The following is a 17,064-nucleotide window of genomic DNA, read 5'->3' as shown; positions in this document are numbered from 1 at the left end:
CTATTCACCCTCTTTTACTAATACAGGTTTTTCGTAGCTACCTTCTAGTTCACGCATTCTCGCCTTTACAGAAGCAGGCGGTTCAACTTTAGGTGCATTCGGATGAAGTAGCCATGATTTCACATAATGCGTATCTGATACTTTGAACATTGGCGGTTCTTGTTCAAAGTCAATTTTCATTGCATAATCGCTGCGGAGTGCAAATGCATCTCCTTTCGGCGGGTTTGTCAGATCTGGCGGTGTTCCTGGAATGGCAGTCAGCTTTCCTTCATCTCCGCCATCTGTGTCAAGACTCGGCATGGATGCTAAAAGTCCCCATGTATACGGATGCTTTGGATTGTAGAAAATTTCATCGACAGTCCCTGTCTCCACAATCTGTCCTGCATACATAACAGCTACACGATCAGCGACGTTGGCAACAACACCTAGATCATGTGTAATAAAGATAATCGAAGTGTCAACCTTTTGCTGAATTTCTTTCATTAATTCTAAAATTTGTGCTTGAATTGTTACATCAAGTGCAGTCGTCGGCTCATCGGCAATCAGCAGCTTTGGATCTGCTGCAAGCGCCATGGCGATGACAACCCTTTGCCTCATCCCGCCACTAAATTCGTGCGGATATTGTTTAATTCTTTTTTCGGGCATTGGAATTCCAACGAGCTCCAATAGTTCAATGGCTCTTTTTTCAGCCGCTTCTTTTGAAATTTGCTCATGCTTGAACAGTACTTCTGTAATTTGTTTCCCGACTTTCATCGTTGGATTCAAAGACGTCATCGGATCTTGGAAGATCATTGAGATATCTTTTCCTCGAATGGTTTGCATTTGTTTTTCAGTTTTCTTGACAATATCTTGGCCATCAAACAGGATCTGTCCGCGCTTGAAATAACCTGGCGGCATCGGAATTAATCTCATGATCGCTTGTGATGTCACACTTTTACCAGAGCCAGATTCACCTACAATAGCAAGTGTCTCGCCTTTATTTAAGTGGAAGTTCACACCACGAATGGCTTGAACCTCTCCACCATATGTTTTAAATGAGATTGCAAGGTCTTTCACCTCTAGAATACGTTCACGTTCCATCCTAATCACTCCTTATTTACGCAACTTCGGATCTAAAGCGTCTCTTAGTCCGTCTCCAACCACGTTAAAACCAAACATTGTAATACAGATAAATGCGGCTGGGAACCATAATCTCCAAGGGTAATACGTCATGGCTGGAATTCCGTCAGACGCCATTGTTCCCCAGCTCGCTAACGGAGCCGGTACACCAAGCCCTAGGTAGCTTAGGAATGCCTCTGTGAAGATAGCAGAAGGAATCGTTAATGTCATCGTCACAAGGATTGGTCCCATTGAGTTTGGAATTAAGTGTTTAAATAAAAGTCTAGATGTTTTCGCACCTAATGTTTGTGCTGCAAGAACGTATTCTTGACTCTTTAATTGTAAAACCTGTCCCCGAACAATACGTGCCATGTTAATCCAGCCTACGACTGTCATAGCGAGGATAATCGTTAATAATCCTTTTGGCAGAACAACCATCATTAAGATAACCATTAATAGTGTTGGAATTGCCCATAAAACGTCTGCGATACGCATCATCACTTCATCTGTACGGCCGCCTTTGAATGCAGCAATACTTCCCCAGATAATACCGATAATCACGTCAAGCACCGCTGCAGCAAGCCCGATAAAGATCGAAATTCTTGCCCCGACCCATGTACGGACAAACATGTCACGTCCTAAATCATCTGTACCAAACCAGTGTTCTTTTGAAGGCGGCTGGTCAGCATTCAGCAAATCAGTCGTAGAGTAATCGTATTTAGAAAACATCGGAACAAAGATGGCCAGCATCACGATAATAAAAATGATTGTAAGTCCAACCATTGCAAGTTTATTGGCACGGAAGCGAAGCATGGCATCCTTCCATAAAGATAGACTAGGTTTAGAAATTTTTTCAGATTCTGCTGCGTCAGCTGTCGCAGGCACAAATAAATCTTTTCTCATCTCTTCCATGTGTTAGACCCCTTTCTTCGCCTTCGTCAGTTTAATTCTAGGATCGATAATACCGTAGAGGACGTCAACGACTAGAATACTGATTAATAGAATAATACTGTAGAAGACTGTGACACCCATGATGACGGTGTAATCACGGTTTGTAATGCTTGTGACAAAGTGAGAGCCTAAGCCAGGAATACCAAAAATCTTCTCAACGACAAAACTACCTGTTAAAACTGAAGCAGCCATTGGTCCCATGTATGTGATAACAGGTAACAATGCGTTTCGGATGGCGTGTTTGATCGTCACAGCAGATTTTGTTAATCCTTTCGCTCTAGCCGTTCTAATGTAGTCACTATTTAGTACTTCAAGCATACTTGACCGTGCAAGTCTAGCGATAAATGCCATTGGCATGAAGGAAAGTGCAATAGAAGGTAGTACGGTGCTTGCCCAAGACTCCCATCCTGCAACTGGGAAGATCGCTATAATACTTGCCTCAGATGCAAATACATATTGTAGTAGCGCCGCTAAAATGAAACTTGGAACTGAAATTCCAAAGATCGTTAAAATGGCAATCGTATAGTCTTGCCACTTGTTATGATAGAGCGCTGCAAGGACCCCAAACAATACACCAAATGCTAATGCGAGGAGAATTGCCTCAATTCCGAGGGTAAAGGAAACGGGGAATCCAGAACTGATTAAGTCATTTACGGTTTGTCCTTTATATTTAAATGAGGGACCAAAATCTAATGTTGCAACTGAACCTAGGTAGTTTACATATTGAACAAATAAGGGCTTGTCCAATCCGTAGTGCTCGTTTAGGTTTGCTTCAATTTCAGCAGGAAGTTTCTTCTCACCAGAGAATGGACCACCAGGTGCTGCCTGCATGAGAAAGAAAGTTGCAGTTACAATAACAAACAGTGTGATTAAAATATATATTAATCGCTTACCGATATATTTAAGCAACGGAATTGCACCTCCATGATTTTACAACAATTTCTCTAATCAGCAAGAAAGGTATATGGAGAGACATCCTCCATATACCTTAAGATCCTTGCCGTAGATCTCTTACACTATTACTCTTACTTTTCGAAATGTGCCCATTTGTACTGAACATCACCTAGTCCAGATACAACTACACCTTTAAGTTTTGGATCTTGTACCCAAAGCTGAGTGTAGAAGTAAATTGGTGCTATAGGCATATCGTTGATGATGATTTCTTCTGCTTTTTTCAGCATTTCTTCACGCTTCGTTTTATCTGTTTCTTTTGCAGAATCATTCAACAATTGTTTGTACTCTTTGCTTTCCCATCCAGTGTCGTTGTTTCCGCCGTCTTTATCTTTGTAAAGCTCAAGGAAGTTCACTGGATCGTTGAAGTCACCTAACCAGCCCATACGTCCGATTTGGTAGTCTCCGCTGTGGATTTTGTCGATGTATACGTTCCACTCAGAGTTATCAAGTTCAACTTTCACACCTAAATCTTTTTTCCACATTTCTTGAATTGCTTGTGCAATCTTTTGGTGGCCTTCATCTGTGTTGTAAGAAAGTTTTAATGTTGGAAGATCAGAAACAGACTTATAACCTAATTCTTTCGCACCTTTTTCAAGAAGCTTTTTAGCTGTATCTACATCGTGATCTTTGAAGTAGCCAGTTTTGTTATCTGTGAATCCTTCCATTGTTGGTGGAACGATTGCCATTGCTGGAACTTGTTCACCTTGCGTAATTTTGTCAACGATCGCTTGACGGTTGATTGAGTATGCAAGGGCCTTACGGATGTTTGCATTGTTTAAAGGTTTTACTTCTGTGTTGAATTTGTAGTTATAGATACCAGCGATCGTCTGGATTTTCAGACCGCCTTCTTTTTTCAATGTTTTTAAAGACTCAGTTGGAAGGCTTCCAGTTGGAGAACCAGCCCAGTCAAGCTCGCCTTTTTTGAACATGCTAAGCTCAGTGTTTGTATCTTTGATCATAGACATGTTGATTTTTTTCAATTTCACAGTATCTTTATCCCAGTATTCATTGTTCTTTTCAAGCGTGATAGAACCGCCATGTTTCCATTTAGAAAGAACGAATGGTCCGTTAGATACGTAGTTTTCACCAGCATTTGTGTACCAGTTTTTATTCTTTTCAGCCACTTTTTTGTTGACTGGCATATAAGTATAGAATGCAGTTAGTTCAGTAAAAAACGGTGTTGGGTTTTCTAGCTCAACTACAAGCGTTTTGTCGTCTTTAGCTTTAATGCCAACATCAGCAACTTTCGCTTTCCCTTTGTTCGCTGCTTCAGCACCTTTAATATAGTAAAGCTGGTAAGCATATTGAGATTCATTTTTAGGATCTAATGCCCATTTCCAAGCATATTCGAAATCTTCTGCTTTTACAGGGTCGCCATTAGACCATTTTGCATCACGAAGTGTGAATGTATAAGTTTTACCATCAGCACTTGTTTTGATATCAGAAGCCATTGCATTTTCTGGCTTTCCTTCAGCGTTAATTCTTGTTAACCCTTCAAAAGTCTGACGGATGACACTACCTGAAGTTGAATCATTTGCCAATCCCGGATGTAGAGAAAAAGGCTCAGTGGAGATATTCACATTTAATGTTGTTTTAGCCTCTCCAGAACTGCTCGTGCTGTCGCCTGATTTGTTTCCGCTGAAACCACAAGCGCTTAATACAAGTGTGAAAATAAGCATTAAAGTAACAACAGACCAACGCTTTTTCAACTGTATTCCCCCTTATAATATGTTTTTAGTTCAAAGGTCTCGATAGAAGATGAGATTCAGATTTAAGAAATAGCGTAAAAAAGTCCCTGAATAGCTTACTTTCTATTTCTTTTGTTTTTTCTGAATTTTCACTATGTAAAGAGCCTAGCACAAACGTGTGAACAAATTCATTATAATGAATAGAATAATTTATTGCAATATCAATTTCATATATTTTTTAAAAACGTAAATGGGGATAAAGAGGGATTTTTATAAACTAAAGTCTCAATCACTTCAACAAATTAAAGCGTAAATTGATTAAAATAATTTAACAAATTCAGCAGGAATAATGTTTTATACATATAATTAATCATCCTTTTTTAAAAAATTCTGACAGATATTTGTTATTTTATCTAAAATTTTAAGTGTCAATAGGCATGATGAGAAGGTCACATAAGGGCTTCGTGACTTTTTCATGGTCATCCTTTATAATAGATAGACATATTGTTGCGATGAAAAAGAAGAGTACATATATTCACCATTTACAGAGAATCTGCGGCCGGTGTGAGCAGATAATGGCATGTATGGAATGGGCTTTGGAGCAGCTAACCGAACACTTCTAAAAAAGTGAGTAGGCTTAGACGGAGCAGTCTCCGTTATCAACGTCTTGAGTGATTTCTATGTGAAATAACAAGGGTGGTACCACGGTTCATTCGTCCCTTTTCTGTTGAAAAGTGATGGGTGGGCCTTTTTATATTGAAGAAAAGAGGTTTTAGTATGACAAAGAAGACAATTTTTTCAGGCATTCAGCCGAGCGGTTCTGTCACGTTAGGGAACTATATTGGAGCAATGAAGCAATTTGTTGATTTGCAGCATGACTATAATGGCTATTTTTGTGTCGTGGATCAACATGCGATTACAGTGAGTCAGGACCGATTAGCTCTCCGCCAAAATATTAGAAGCTTAGCAGCTCTTTATTTAGCTGTTGGTCTTGATCCAGAGAAAGCGACATTGTTTATCCAATCAGAGGTACCTGCTCACGCCCAGGCAGGATGGATGCTTCAATGTGTTGCTTATATTGGGGAATTAGAAAGAATGACCCAATTTAAGGACAAATCCGCTGGTAAAGAAGCAGTTGTTTCAGGCCTATTAACGTATCCCCCATTAATGGCTGGCGATATCTTATTATATGGTACTGATTTAGTCCCTGTTGGAGAAGACCAAAAGCAGCATCTTGAATTGACTAGAACGCTCGCTGAACGCTTTAACCGAAAGTACAATGACATCTTCACTGTGCCTGAAGTGAAAATTCCAAAAGAAGGCGCACGGATTATGTCTTTAACAGATCCAACGAAAAAAATGAGCAAATCCGATCCGAACCAAAAATCTTTCATTACCTTATTAGATGAACCAAAGCAGCTTGAAAAGAAAATTAAAAGTGCTGTGACGGATTCAGAAGGCATCGTGAGGTATGACAAAGAGAACAAGCCTGGAATTGCCAACTTGCTGACGATTTATTCTGTATTAGGCAACATATCGATTGCTGAGCTGGAGCAAAAGTACGAAGGCAAAGGATATGGTGAGTTTAAAGGAGATCTTGCGAACGTTGTCATTGAGGCTTTAAAACCAATTCAAGATCGATACTACGAACTCATTGAATCAGACGAGCTTGACCGCATTCTAGACGAAGGTGCTGAAAAAGCAAACCGCGCAGCAAACAAAATGCTGAAAAAAATGGAGAATGCGATGGGTCTTGGCAGAAAACGCAAATAAAAAAAGCTTGCAGCACTGCCGCTGCAAGCTTTTTCTAATTTACTTTTGATTCGTTTTCCATTTCCCAAAGCTTTTCGAAAAAAGGCTGCCCTTTAATCATTTTTTCACAGAAGGCTAAATGATTCTCTGACCACCCATCAATCGTTTCATTGTAAAGCATGTTCCAAATCTCTTCGAAAGACATTCGTTTGATTTGGTTGTACATGCGCGGGTTCCATTCCGTATACCAATACGCAATCTCCGCCCTGTTTTTGAGCCCTTTTAATTGATCGAGCGCCATAAACATCAGCTGTTTCAGCTGTCTTTCTTTTCTCGTTAATCCGCTGATATGCTGCGGCGGCAGTGATAGAATGTGATATTCTTTCGTCGATTCAAGGCTGTCCTTAGAAAATTCATATTCCTCTGCCTTCACATCTTTCACCATTTCATACACCAATTGCTCCTGCCTTGGAATCAAGCGGCTTTTTCTCACAGGTATGGAATACCCTATCGTATCTACAGCAATGATTCGAATTCCGTCGGTGACTACAAAGCAATACTCTAATTTACGGCGTTCATGATTTTTTCGAATATATGATTTCTCAAATACAGACTCTAGCAGCGTCTTCGGCAGCTCTGAAAGATCATTCTCTATGTAATCAAACAAAGGGCTCTGCACCTTAAGTAAAGGCACTTGATCTAACAGTTCAACACTGTCCTCCTTACGCCACTCATGAAAATGACACACATTGTAGCCATTCTCTTCCCCTTCAAACCAATTCACCCATACGTCATGAAGAAATAACATAACCAATCCCTCACTTTATAAAAACTGTTGTCCACAGTATGGGCAAGGGATAGAGAAATTATTCCAACTTTATCAAAACTTCAAGCTGAGAATGATGAGCTTCATGTCTTTCTTTCGTTCAGGAAACGCAGAGCCCTTTTAAACTTTACTTCAGCTTTTTAGGATCAAGCGCATCTCTCAGCCCATCTCCTAAAAAATTAAAGCATAAAACAGTCAGCAAAATGAATAAACCTGGGAAAAGCGGGTACCACCAAGCTTGCACCATAATGGAGAAATTTTGTGCGTCTTGCAGCATGTTGCCCCAGCTTGCCGTTGGCGGCTGAATACCAAAGCCAAGGTAGCTGAGCGTTGATTCAGCTAAAATGACGGAGCCTACTTTTAATGTAGCTGACACAATAATAGGACCGATACAGTTCGGTAAAATATGCGAAAAGATGATGACATGATTTTTCGTTCCAATGGTTCTCGCCGCGAGGACGAATTCTCTTGTTCGAAGTGATAAGAATTCACTGCGGATGAGTCTGGCCGTTGTTGTCCAGCCTGTCAAAGCAAAGATTAAAATCAATTTATCAATGCCCGGTTTGAAAATGGTGACGAGCGTAATCAATAGAAAAATGTCTGGAATCGACAACACGACATCTACAAACCTCATTAACAAAGAATCAACAAACCCTTTGAAATACCCCGCAACCGCACCAACGACAGTACCAATGGTGATTGCACCGAGCACTGAGACAAAACCGACCAATAAAGAGACCCGCGCGCCATATAGCACCCTTGAGAAAATATCGCGGCCAAACTTGTCAGTGCCCATAAAATGCTCGGCACTTGGCGGCTGGAGCCGCTTCAATAAATCTTGCTGTTCTGGTGTATATGGAGCGATCACTGGAGCGAAAATGGCTGAAAAGATAATGATCAATAAGATCACAGAGCCGGCAACCGCCAATTTATTTTTGAAAAATTTCTCGCAAAACAAACGCAGCATCGTCTCTGGCTTTGGCGGAAGGCCCTCCTTTAATTTGATATCAACAGGAGGTGTTCCCATATTAGGCTGTGCCAATTGTGCTTCAGCTCCCTTCTAATATTCAATACGCGGATCAACGATCGCATATAAAATATCCGCTATTAAATTTCCAACCACCACAAGCACTGCGGAAATAACGGTCATTGCCATAATGACCGGATAATCTCTCGAAAAGGCAGAATCAATGAACAGCTTTCCAAGTCCAGGCCAGGTGAAGATTTGTTCCACCACGACTGCGCCGCCAATAAAAGATGGTATCATTAATCCGAAAATCGTTATGACAGGCATAAGACCGTTTCTTAAACCATGCTTAAAAATGACTTTGTTTTCTCTAAAGCCTTTCGCTCTTGCTGTGCGAATGTAATCCTGCCTCATGACATCAAGCATGCTCGACCTTGTGTACCGGGTCAGCCCTGCCATATCAGCAGTTGCTAAAACAAAGGCTGGTAAAATGATGTGATGGAGCCGGTCAAACACATTAAAATCGGCATTCAAGGTAGAGACTCCGCCAGTTGGAAACCACCCTAAGTTCACGGATAAAACCATAATGAGGATAAGACCAAACCAAAAGTTTGGAATAGCCAGTCCGATAAAAGATGTAACCGTAATGCCATAGTCAAGCTTTGTATATGGACGTTTTGCTGAAAGAACACCAAATGGGATGGCGATCAGCAGGGCAACTATTGTAGAAAAGATCATGAGGATGAGGGTATTTGGCAGCCGGGCAAAAATCAAATCAGCCACGGGTGTTCCCTTTTTGACAATGGATGTGCCAAAGTCACCTTGTAGCATATTGCCAAGCCATTTCATATATTGCACATATTCAGGATCGTTCAAGCCGTACTTATCAATAAAGGCTTCGCGGTCTGCCGCACTAATAGTAGGATCCATCATGAGTGACATCGGATCGCCTGGTGCTGCTTTCATAATGGCAAAGGACAAGATGGTAATCCCTAATAAAATGGGAATGGAGAGCAATGTCCTTCTAATGATATATGTAACCATATGCACAACTCCTTTTTCATCGGATCGCCATTCTGTGAAAAAAAGGCCAAAATGATGTTATTTTAGCCTTTTGTCTTCTTTTCAGCGTGATCTGAAAACCCTTGAATCCTGTGCCGAAGTGATCCTTTTAGCACCCGTGCAGAGAACTGGCACCGAATGCAAGGGATTGTTCTCACGGTGAAAGGGGAGAATCCCCCCCCTTCTTCACTATCAGTCTACTGTTCAAGCCACCATTTTTCGATTTTGTAATACTCATCTTTCGGGTGGTAAGAGTAGCCTTGGAGATTAGATGGCATAGCGCGATGTGAATTGGCATAGTAAAGGAACGTATACGGCTGATCCTCTGCGATCAGTTTATAAATTTTTTCATATGCCTTTGAATAATCTTTTCGATCGCTTAAGTTTTTAGCATCGACTAACAGCTTATCGACCTCTTTATTTTTATACCAGATGTTATTTAAGCCTTTTTCAGACTGGCTTGAGTGGAATATGCTGAATTGATCAGGGAATGTCGCAAGGCTCCAGCCGAGCAGCAGCGCATCATAATCCCACTTAGGCGGTGTCGTCTGCTCAATGAGTGCACTGAATTCCACAATTTGCGGCTTCGCTTCCACACCGATTTCTTTGAGCTGCTGCTGGACAACGACAGCGATATCTTCACGAACTTTATTTCCTTGGTTGGTCTTTATGACAAAGGAGAATTTCTTGCCATCCTTATCAAGATAGCCGTCTCCATCTGTATCCTCCCAGCCCTCTTCTTTCAGCATCTTTTTCGCTTTTTCTTGATCAAATTCAAACACTGGCACACTTTCATCCTTTGGATAGTTCCAGGACAGCGGACTTTCTGGAATATTGGCTACTTTGCCGTCTCCATCTAGCACTTGGTCAACAATCGTTTGACGATCAATAGCATGTGTCAGCGCTTGGCGGACCTTTTTACTTTTAAAGAGTTCATTTTTCTGGTTCCAGCCAATGTATGAATAATTGAGTCCTAGATCAGATTCAATTTTAATGTTGCTCACTTTTTCAGCTGTTTGCAGCTCGGAGCCTGGTACAGCAAAGAAATCAATATCTCCTGCTGACAGCTGGGCAATCGCTGCATTCTGATCAGGAATGGTTTTAATTGTGACATTATCAAGGTAAGGACGTCCATCCCAATAATCGTCAAAGGCTTCTAGTTTGACGTAGTCTCCTTCTTTCCATTCTGCAAATTTAAATGGACCAGAACCGATTGGTTTTTTTCGGTTAAATTCGTTTTCACCGAGATCTTTTATAGGCACATCACCTAAAATATGCTTAGGTAAAATACCGTAGCTTCCTAGTGTGACATTATAAAAATACGGATCTTTTTTATTGAGCTTGAATTCGATCGAGTAGTCCCCTGTCTTTTTAACAGACTCTAAAACTTCAAAGCCTGATCCGCGCTCCCCGTTGTAGTCCTTATTGATTGGAATGCTGTATGTAAACACAACATCGTCAGCAGTCAGTTCTTCACCATCATGAAACTTCACACCTTTTTTAATGGTGACATCAAACTGCTTGCCGTCATCAGATTCTTTAATATCCTCTGCCAGCGATAGCTGAGGGTTGAGCTTTCCGTCTGTTTGAAGTAAGAAGCTGTAGATTCTTTCCTCAATATCAGAGCTTGCCACATCTGTAGAATACAGCGAGTTAAATAATGTTGGCTCTGCAATTGAACCGATGACAAGATCGCCGCCTTGTACCGGTTTACCTGTGGATTTCTTTCCACTTTCTCCAGACGTTTTATTTCCACCAGAACAAGCAGCAAGGATTAATGTAAAAATCAGCAGTAAACTGACCAAAATGAACTTTCTATTTCTACCTTTCATAGACAATTCCCCCTATTCTTTTTTAAAAATAATGACCGAATCCTGTTTCATCCCCCCTCTCAAAGATGAGATCATACAAGCTTGATCAAGCGTTGTAGAGGTGGCAGGCAACAAAGTGGTTCGTTTTTAATTCCTGAAATGCTGGTACTTTTTCTTTACAGATTTCTTTCGCGTGCGGGCATCTTGTGTGAAATACGCAGCCTTTTGGCGGATTTGCAGGACTCGGCAGATCGCCTTGGAGCATAATGCGTTCTCTTTTCGTCTGCCCTTTTTTACGGGTGACAGGAACGGAAGAAAGCAGAGCCTGTGTATACGGATGGAGCGGGTCATCGTACAGACTATGCTTATCGGCAAGCTCCATCATTTTGCCGAGATACATGACGCCGACTCTATCGCTAATATGCCTGACCACACTTAAATCGTGAGAGATAAATAGATAGGTAAGGTCAAATTCCTCCTGAAGCTCCTCCATCAGATTAATAACCTGCGCCTGAATGGATACATCAAGTGCTGATACAGGCTCATCTGCGATGATCATGTCGGGATTCATGGCAAGCGCACGAGCGATGCCGATCCGCTGCCTCTGCCCGCCTGAAAATTCATGGGGATAGCGGTTCGCAAAGCTTGGATGAAGACCTACCTTTGATAAAAGCTGTTCTACTTTTTCATTTCTTTCTTTTAAGGAATATAAGTGATGTGTTTTGTAGGGTTCTTTGATGATGCTTCGAAGTGTTTTTCTAGGGTTGAGTGATGCAAAGGGATCTTGAAAAACCATTTGGATGTTTTTTCGTGTAGATTGTCTTAGCTTTGATTCTGACACGCGCGTGATGTCTTGCCCTTTAAAAAAGATTTGACCGTCGGTTGGTTCGTATAGGCGAATCATTGTCCGGCCTAGGGTGGATTTCCCGCATCCTGACTCCCCGACAATACCTAACGTTTCACCTTTATAAATCTTCAAGTCTATGCCGTCAACAGCTTTCACTGCACCGACTTTCTTCTGAAAGACGCCCGCTTTAATCGGAAAATGTTTTCGAATCTGTTTCAGTTCAAGGATCGTTTCTTTCTCTGGTAAGTCTGTTATTTGTGTTTGATTTTGAGCAAGTGTCATGTGTGGTCTGCCTCCTCATATAAGAAACATCTGACGCTTCTGCCATCTTCAAATGTTCTCAGCTTAGGCAGTTCTCCCAGGCAGCGTTCCTTCACTTGCGGACATCTAGGAGCAAAGCGGCAGCCGGCTGGAAGCTGATCTGGCGCAGGAACATTTCCTTTGATGGCTGTTAACGGCTGTATGTCTCCGTCAATGACAGGAATCGATTCAAGCAGCCCTTCTGTGTAAGGATGAAGCGGCTGTTTAAACAACTCTTCGACAGTCCCATTTTCAACAACCTGTCCGCAGTACATGACAATCACTCGATCTGCCACTTCAGACACGACACCTAAATCATGTGTGATAAGAAGAATAGATGTACCAAAGGTAGAGCATAAATCTTTCATTAAAGTGAGTACCTGTGCTTGAATGGTCACATCCAGGGCAGTTGTCGGTTCATCTGCAATGAGAAGCTTCGGATCACAGCTTAGCGCTATGGCAATCATCACTCTTTGCCGCATGCCGCCTGATAAACAATGCGGATAATCTTTCATGATTTGCTCCGGGCGGGAAAAACCAACAAGCTTCAGCAGATCAACCGCTTTTTTGACCGCTTCTTTTTTTGAAAGTTTTTTGTGATAGATGAGGATTTCTGTTATTTGTTCTCCGATGGGTAAGACGGGATTAAGTGAGGTCATGGGTTCCTGAAAGATCATAGATACATCATTACCACGGATGCTGCATAATTCCTTTTCACTATATGTAACAAGGTCCTTTCCATCAAGTTTGATGGAACCGTCCATAATTTTCCCGCCCGTGCCATGAATCAGACCCATAATGGATAAGGACGTAATGCTTTTGCCAGACCCAGACTCACCGACTAATGCGACAGTTTCTCCTCTGTTGATGCTGAAATCAACGCCATCCACAGCAGGTATCGGTTCCTTTTTTCGAAAAAAATATGTTTTTAAGTTTTGCACTTCAAGCAGCGTGCTCATTCATTCGCCCCTTTCTCCATAGATCAATAGAATTGAACCTGAATATTCCGTCTTTTTAAAATAAAAAGAATTATTTGTATATTATTACATCGCTATGACGAAATCAAGAAGTATTTAGTAAATTTGTAATATGTCTCTTTTTATGTGAATTATTCACTTTTTGATTCTATCGCCTTTAAAAAGGTTTCTGCTGGCTCTGCAATCATCGACTCCTCGCTGATTCGGTGCTCATTGAAATATTTTTTCACAATATAAAACCCGGTAGCGTAACCAAGCATTTTAGGGTAGTTCCCTTTTCCATAAAGAAGATTCTGTATCAGCCTTTCGTCGTCCTGGACTCTTTGATCAAGATGACTGGATACCCATTTCTTGTACATACGCTGAAGCTGTTCTTCGCTATAGAAGGTGGTCCATTTCGCTGTATAGTTTTCTCCATATCTATGATACACAGCATATTCAGCGAGCCCCTCCATCATGATTGTATCGAGGAATGTAAAGTCTTTTTCTTCTTTTGAGAGAAAATGCAGCCTGCATACATGGTGATATTCGTGAGTCAGCAATGTACCGATTCGCTCCTTCGGGGTATTTGGAGACAAAAAAAGAAAGACCTTGTCATCAAATGCCATGCCGGATTGATAATAAAATTGCTCTCTGATTTCTCTGCTGCTCTCGTTGACAGGTAAAATAAACACAGGAATGTCTGGACCTTCCCACTGCTTTTGAAGCGTTTGATATTCTTTCATGACAAGCTTGAAATACCCTTTTTCCTTGAGCTTGTCGATCATGTTTTTGCACGAGCTCCAAGACCGAACCATCCCGTGATGCTGCAGGTGAGCGAGGATAGACGACCATTCTTTTTCCTCAGCCCCTTTAAAATAAGGAACAAAGCGCGCTGCAAGCTCCTGAAATGATGATGATTGATGAATGAGATATTGTGTATTGATCAGACCCATACCGCTGAACACCTCCATTTTCATCATATGCAAAAAAGCGGCGATCTGTTTATCGACCGCCGCTTTCTCAGAAAGTATTACGCTTCGTATTTTTTGAAAATAATTGTCGCATTATGCCCGCCAAAACCAAGTGAGTTACTTAAAGCCACTTGTACTTCTTTTGAACGTGCTTCATTTGCTACATAATCAAGATCACATTCTTCATCCGGTGTTTCAAGGTTAATGGTTGGAGGAAGGACGCTGTCTTTAATCGCAAGAACAGAGAAAATGGCTTCTACTCCGCCTGCTGCGCCAAGTAAGTGACCTGTCATTGATTTTGTCGAACTGATCGCAAGCTGGTTCGCATGCTCTCCGAACACTTCTTTAATCGCCATTGTTTCAAATTTATCATTGTAAGGTGTGCTTGTACCGTGGGCATTGATATAATCAATATCTTCCACAGACAACCCTGCATCTCGAATCGCTTCTTTCATTGCACGGACGCCGCCTTCTCCATTTGGAGCTGGTGCTGTAATATGGTAGGCATCTCCAGTTGAACCATAACCAACGATTTCTGCATAAATGGTCGCACCACGTTTTAAGGCATGCTCAAGTTCTTCAAGAACAATAATCCCTGCACCCTCACCCATGACAAATCCGTCACGGTTTTTGTCGAACGGACGGCTTGCTGTCTTTGGATCAGGATTTGTCGAAAGGGCTTTGTTCGCACAGAAACCTGCAAACGACATTTTTGTTAATGGCGCTTCTGTTCCGCCTGTGATCATTGCATCTGCATCTCCGCGCTGAATAACTTTAAATGCATCACCAATCGAGTTTGTTCCTGTTGCACATGCTGTCACCGTACAAGAGTTAACCCCTTTTGCGCCAAGTGCAATAGAGATTTGGCCTGTCGCCATATCAGGAATCATCATTGGGACGAAGAATGGACTGACGCGTCTTGCCCCTTTATTTGAATACACTTCGAACTGCTCTTCAAATGTTTCAAGCCCGCCAATACCAGACCCAACCCATACACCAACACGCGGTGCGATTTCATCTGTGATTTCAAGACGTGAATCTTCCAGCGCTTTTTGAGCTGCAACGACTGCATATTGTGTGAAGCGTGCCATTTTTCGCGCTTCTTTTTTCTCCATGTAATCTTCAATGTTAAAATCTTTTAGTTCTGCCGCTACTTTTGCGGTATATTCACTTGAATCGACACGTGTAATCGGTCCAACCCCTGATACACCCGCTAAAGCATTTTTCCATGTTGACTCTACATCGTTGCCAAGAGGTGTCAAAGCACCTAATCCTGTAACAACTACTCGTTTCTTATCCATTAATTTGTGCACCCCACTCTTTTATCGGCCCCATCGCATAGCGATTGCGCCCCAAGTTAATCCGCCACCAAAACCAACCATTACAATCACATCGCCGTCATGAATTTTTCCGGCTTCGATTTCTTCACATAGTGAAATTGGAATGGATGCTGCTGATGTGTTTCCGTATTTATGAACCGTCTTCGACATTTTTTCAACTGGAAGCTCTAAGCGTTCGCGTGCTGCTTCCATAATGCGAATATTTGCTTGATGCGGGATCAAGAAATCAACGTCTTCTTTTGATAGTCCAGCTTTTTCAATGACATTTACACTTGACTCTCCCATTTGTCTTACAGCAAATTTAAATACTTCTCGTCCATTCATGATTGTATGATCTTTTTCATCTAAGTACAAGTGCTTCCCGCCGCTTCCATCTGCTCCAAGTTCAAATGATAGAATTCCTTTGCCTTCGCTGACTTCTCCCAGCACAGCAGCTCCAGCTCCATCTCCAAACAAAACAGCAGTATTACGGTCATCCCAGTCTGTAATGCGAGAAAGCTTTTCTACACCGACAACAAGCACGTGTTTGTAAGTTCCTGATTCGATAAATTGTTTTCCAGTAACAAGCCCATACATAAAGCCAGCACACGCAGCGCTAATATCCATTGCACATGCTTTATGTGCACCGAGCTGCTCTTGAATCATGCAAGCAACTGTCGGAAATGCTTGATCTGGCGTGACTGTCGCCACAAGAATCATATCGATATCTTCTGCAGCCACATCTGCGGCAGCTAATGCTTTTTTTGCAGCAGCAAGCGCCATATGAGATGTATTGACATCATCAGATGCAATTCTTCTTTCTTCTATACCTGTTCTAGTACGAATCCACTCGTCAGAAGTTTCAACCATTTTTTCTAAATCATGATTTGTTAATACTTTTTCAGGTATATAGCGGCCAAGGCCAATAATTCCAGCATTCATTGAATAAGACTCCTTTTACTCATACGAGCATGTGATATTGTGATCTTATATTAGTATCTGGTACTAATTTTACCTTATTTTTTTCTTCTTGGCAATACAAACGTCTAACCTTTCCTCTCACTTTTTTCATAGATTAATGATATATACCAATAGTAGAAAGGAACATGTGATATGGCACAAAAAGATATTTTCTCAGCAATGATGTTTGGACAGCCGATTGAGAAGGAGAAAAGCAAGACAGAGGCAAAGGAGGAACGTGCGGAGACATCTTCAAGTGAGGACTCAATTGACTACATGCATGTCATGAATCAAATTGGGAACATTATGAACTCCATCGATGAGCTGAAGCCTGTGTTTAAAGATGTTGGCCCTATGATTAGTGCCTTCAAGAAAAAATTATCATAAAAAAAGCCACTATTCTGTGGCTTTTTCTGATTCTGCATCTGCTTTTCCAAGCTCGTATGCTTCCTGCATGACAGATGTAAATAGTGTTAGAAGCGGCTGAAGTGCTTCAGGGTCAAGCTGAATCCCTGCTTTATCTAACTCTTCCTTCGCCTGCGGAAAATACTTCATGGCAATTTGTAAAAATTCCATCGATTTTTCGTGCTGCATGTCGT

Annotated in this window: 16 protein-coding genes and 1 other annotated feature; of the genes, 2 read left to right on the top strand and 14 right to left on the bottom strand. The window is 41.5% G+C overall.

The features are described 5' to 3' along the window. The 4 genes from MHB41_RS05570 to MHB41_RS05555 form a co-directional block, all read right to left on the bottom strand. Complete coding sequence (locus MHB41_RS05570; protein WP_087975602.1) at positions 1–1,089, bottom strand: ABC transporter ATP-binding protein; 1,089 nt, start codon at positions 1,087–1,089, stop codon at positions 1–3. Positions 1,090–1,092: 3 nt separating this feature from the next. Further along, positions 1,093–2,010 carry an ABC transporter permease gene (locus tag MHB41_RS05565; RefSeq protein WP_024425043.1) on the bottom strand — a complete coding sequence of 306 codons (918 nt, stop codon included), beginning with the start codon at positions 2,008–2,010 and terminating at the stop codon, positions 1,093–1,095. A 3-nt stretch (positions 2,011–2,013) separates the two neighbouring features. After that, positions 2,014–2,958 (bottom strand): ABC transporter permease, encoded by a 945-nt coding sequence (locus tag MHB41_RS05560; RefSeq protein WP_024425044.1) that lies wholly within the window; start codon positions 2,956–2,958, stop codon positions 2,014–2,016. A gap of 116 nt (positions 2,959–3,074) precedes the next feature. Further along, positions 3,075–4,712, bottom strand: a complete 1,638-nt coding sequence (locus MHB41_RS05555; RefSeq protein WP_034282068.1) for a peptide ABC transporter substrate-binding protein — start codon at positions 4,710–4,712, stop codon at positions 3,075–3,077. Positions 4,713–5,194: 482 nt separating this feature from the next. Beyond that, positions 5,195–5,415, top strand: a binding site (T-box leader). Positions 5,416–5,468: 53 nt separating this feature from the next. On the opposite strand from MHB41_RS05555, the gene trpS reads away from it, so the two are divergent. Then, positions 5,469–6,464, top strand: coding sequence for a tryptophan--tRNA ligase (gene trpS / locus MHB41_RS05550; RefSeq protein WP_065214229.1), 996 nt, complete (start codon positions 5,469–5,471; stop codon positions 6,462–6,464). 34 nt (positions 6,465–6,498) lie between these two features. On the opposite strand, the gene MHB41_RS05545 is transcribed toward trpS, so the two are convergent. From MHB41_RS05545 to MHB41_RS05505, 9 genes are all read right to left on the bottom strand, one after another. Beyond that, positions 6,499–7,251 (bottom strand): YjbA family protein, encoded by a 753-nt coding sequence (locus MHB41_RS05545; RefSeq protein ID WP_024426484.1) that lies wholly within the window; start codon positions 7,249–7,251, stop codon positions 6,499–6,501. A gap of 145 nt (positions 7,252–7,396) precedes the next feature. Next, on the bottom strand, positions 7,397–8,296 hold the full coding sequence (gene opp4C, locus MHB41_RS05540) for an oligopeptide ABC transporter permease (RefSeq protein ID WP_111927227.1): 900 nt from the start codon (positions 8,294–8,296) through the stop codon (positions 7,397–7,399). 33 nt (positions 8,297–8,329) lie between these two features. Next, positions 8,330–9,280, bottom strand: coding sequence for an ABC transporter permease (locus MHB41_RS05535; RefSeq protein ID WP_111927225.1), 951 nt, complete (start codon positions 9,278–9,280; stop codon positions 8,330–8,332). A gap of 215 nt (positions 9,281–9,495) precedes the next feature. Further along, entirely contained in the window at positions 9,496–11,130 is a 1,635-nt protein-coding gene (locus MHB41_RS05530) for a peptide-binding protein (protein ID WP_340898988.1), read from the bottom strand. Positions 11,131–11,215: 85 nt separating this feature from the next. Further along, positions 11,216–12,238: a dipeptide ABC transporter ATP-binding protein gene (locus MHB41_RS05525; protein WP_075622802.1), complete on the bottom strand. Its 1,023-nt coding sequence runs from the start codon at positions 12,236–12,238 to the stop codon at positions 11,216–11,218. Further along, positions 12,235–13,215 carry an ABC transporter ATP-binding protein gene (locus tag MHB41_RS05520; protein WP_342502609.1) on the bottom strand — a complete coding sequence of 327 codons (981 nt, stop codon included), beginning with the start codon at positions 13,213–13,215 and terminating at the stop codon, positions 12,235–12,237. Before MHB41_RS05520 ends, MHB41_RS05525 begins: the two co-directional genes overlap by 4 nt. A 149-nt stretch (positions 13,216–13,364) precedes the next feature. Then, positions 13,365–14,168, bottom strand: a complete 804-nt coding sequence (locus MHB41_RS05515) for a DUF2268 domain-containing protein (RefSeq protein ID WP_176967524.1) — start codon at positions 14,166–14,168, stop codon at positions 13,365–13,367. 77 nt (positions 14,169–14,245) lie between these two features. Then, positions 14,246–15,487 carry a beta-ketoacyl-ACP synthase II gene (fabF, locus tag MHB41_RS05510; RefSeq protein WP_034282078.1) on the bottom strand — a complete coding sequence of 414 codons (1,242 nt, stop codon included), beginning with the start codon at positions 15,485–15,487 and terminating at the stop codon, positions 14,246–14,248. 21 nt (positions 15,488–15,508) lie between these two features. Next, a complete protein-coding gene (locus MHB41_RS05505; RefSeq protein ID WP_034282079.1) occupies positions 15,509–16,447 on the bottom strand; it encodes a beta-ketoacyl-ACP synthase III in 939 nt (312 codons plus the stop codon). A gap of 171 nt (positions 16,448–16,618) precedes the next feature. Between MHB41_RS05505 and MHB41_RS05500 the strand changes: the two genes are divergently transcribed. Beyond that, positions 16,619–16,852, top strand: coding sequence for a hypothetical protein (locus tag MHB41_RS05500; protein ID WP_034282082.1), 234 nt, complete (start codon positions 16,619–16,621; stop codon positions 16,850–16,852). A 9-nt stretch (positions 16,853–16,861) separates the two neighbouring features. Here MHB41_RS05500 and MHB41_RS05495 read toward each other — a convergent pair whose 3' ends face one another. Then, positions 16,862–17,059 (bottom strand): ComZ family protein, encoded by a 198-nt coding sequence (locus tag MHB41_RS05495; RefSeq protein WP_034282083.1) that lies wholly within the window; start codon positions 17,057–17,059, stop codon positions 16,862–16,864. Positions 17,060–17,064 lie beyond the last annotated feature (5 nt).

This window comes from Bacillus sp. FSL H7-0578, from assembly GCF_038630855.1.
Lineage (GTDB): Bacteria > Bacillota > Bacilli > Bacillales > Bacillaceae > Bacillus > Bacillus safensis.
The sequence above is the reverse complement of the archived record's forward strand: the minus strand, read 5'-3'. Positions and strand labels throughout refer to the sequence as shown.

Bases quoted from the DNA above. Each gene is read 5' to 3' on its own strand.
- MHB41_RS05565 (WP_024425043.1), bottom strand. From the start codon at position 2,010: ATGGAAGAGATGAGAAAAGATTTATTTGTGCCTGCGACAGCTGACGCA.
- trpS (WP_065214229.1), top strand. From the start codon at position 5,469: ATGACAAAGAAGACAATTTTTTCAGGCATTCAGCCGAGCGGTTCTGTC.
- MHB41_RS05545 (WP_024426484.1), bottom strand. From the start codon at position 7,251: ATGTTATTTCTTCATGACGTATGGGTGAATTGGTTTGAAGGGGAAGAG.
- opp4C (WP_111927227.1), bottom strand. From the start codon at position 8,296: ATGGGAACACCTCCTGTTGATATCAAATTAAAGGAGGGCCTTCCGCCA.
- MHB41_RS05535 (WP_111927225.1), bottom strand. From the start codon at position 9,280: ATGGTTACATATATCATTAGAAGGACATTGCTCTCCATTCCCATTTTA.
- MHB41_RS05530 (WP_340898988.1), bottom strand. From the start codon at position 11,130: ATGAAAGGTAGAAATAGAAAGTTCATTTTGGTCAGTTTACTGCTGATT.
- MHB41_RS05525 (WP_075622802.1), bottom strand. From the start codon at position 12,238: ATGACACTTGCTCAAAATCAAACACAAATAACAGACTTACCAGAGAAA.
- MHB41_RS05520 (WP_342502609.1), bottom strand. From the start codon at position 13,215: ATGAGCACGCTGCTTGAAGTGCAAAACTTAAAAACATATTTTTTTCGA.
- MHB41_RS05515 (WP_176967524.1), bottom strand. From the start codon at position 14,168: ATGGGTCTGATCAATACACAATATCTCATTCATCAATCATCATCATTT.
- fabF (WP_034282078.1), bottom strand. From the start codon at position 15,487: ATGGATAAGAAACGAGTAGTTGTTACAGGATTAGGTGCTTTGACACCT.
- MHB41_RS05505 (WP_034282079.1), bottom strand. From the start codon at position 16,447: ATGAATGCTGGAATTATTGGCCTTGGCCGCTATATACCTGAAAAAGTA.
- MHB41_RS05500 (WP_034282082.1), top strand. From the start codon at position 16,619: ATGGCACAAAAAGATATTTTCTCAGCAATGATGTTTGGACAGCCGATT.
- MHB41_RS05495 (WP_034282083.1), bottom strand. From the start codon at position 17,059: ATGCAGCACGAAAAATCGATGGAATTTTTACAAATTGCCATGAAGTAT.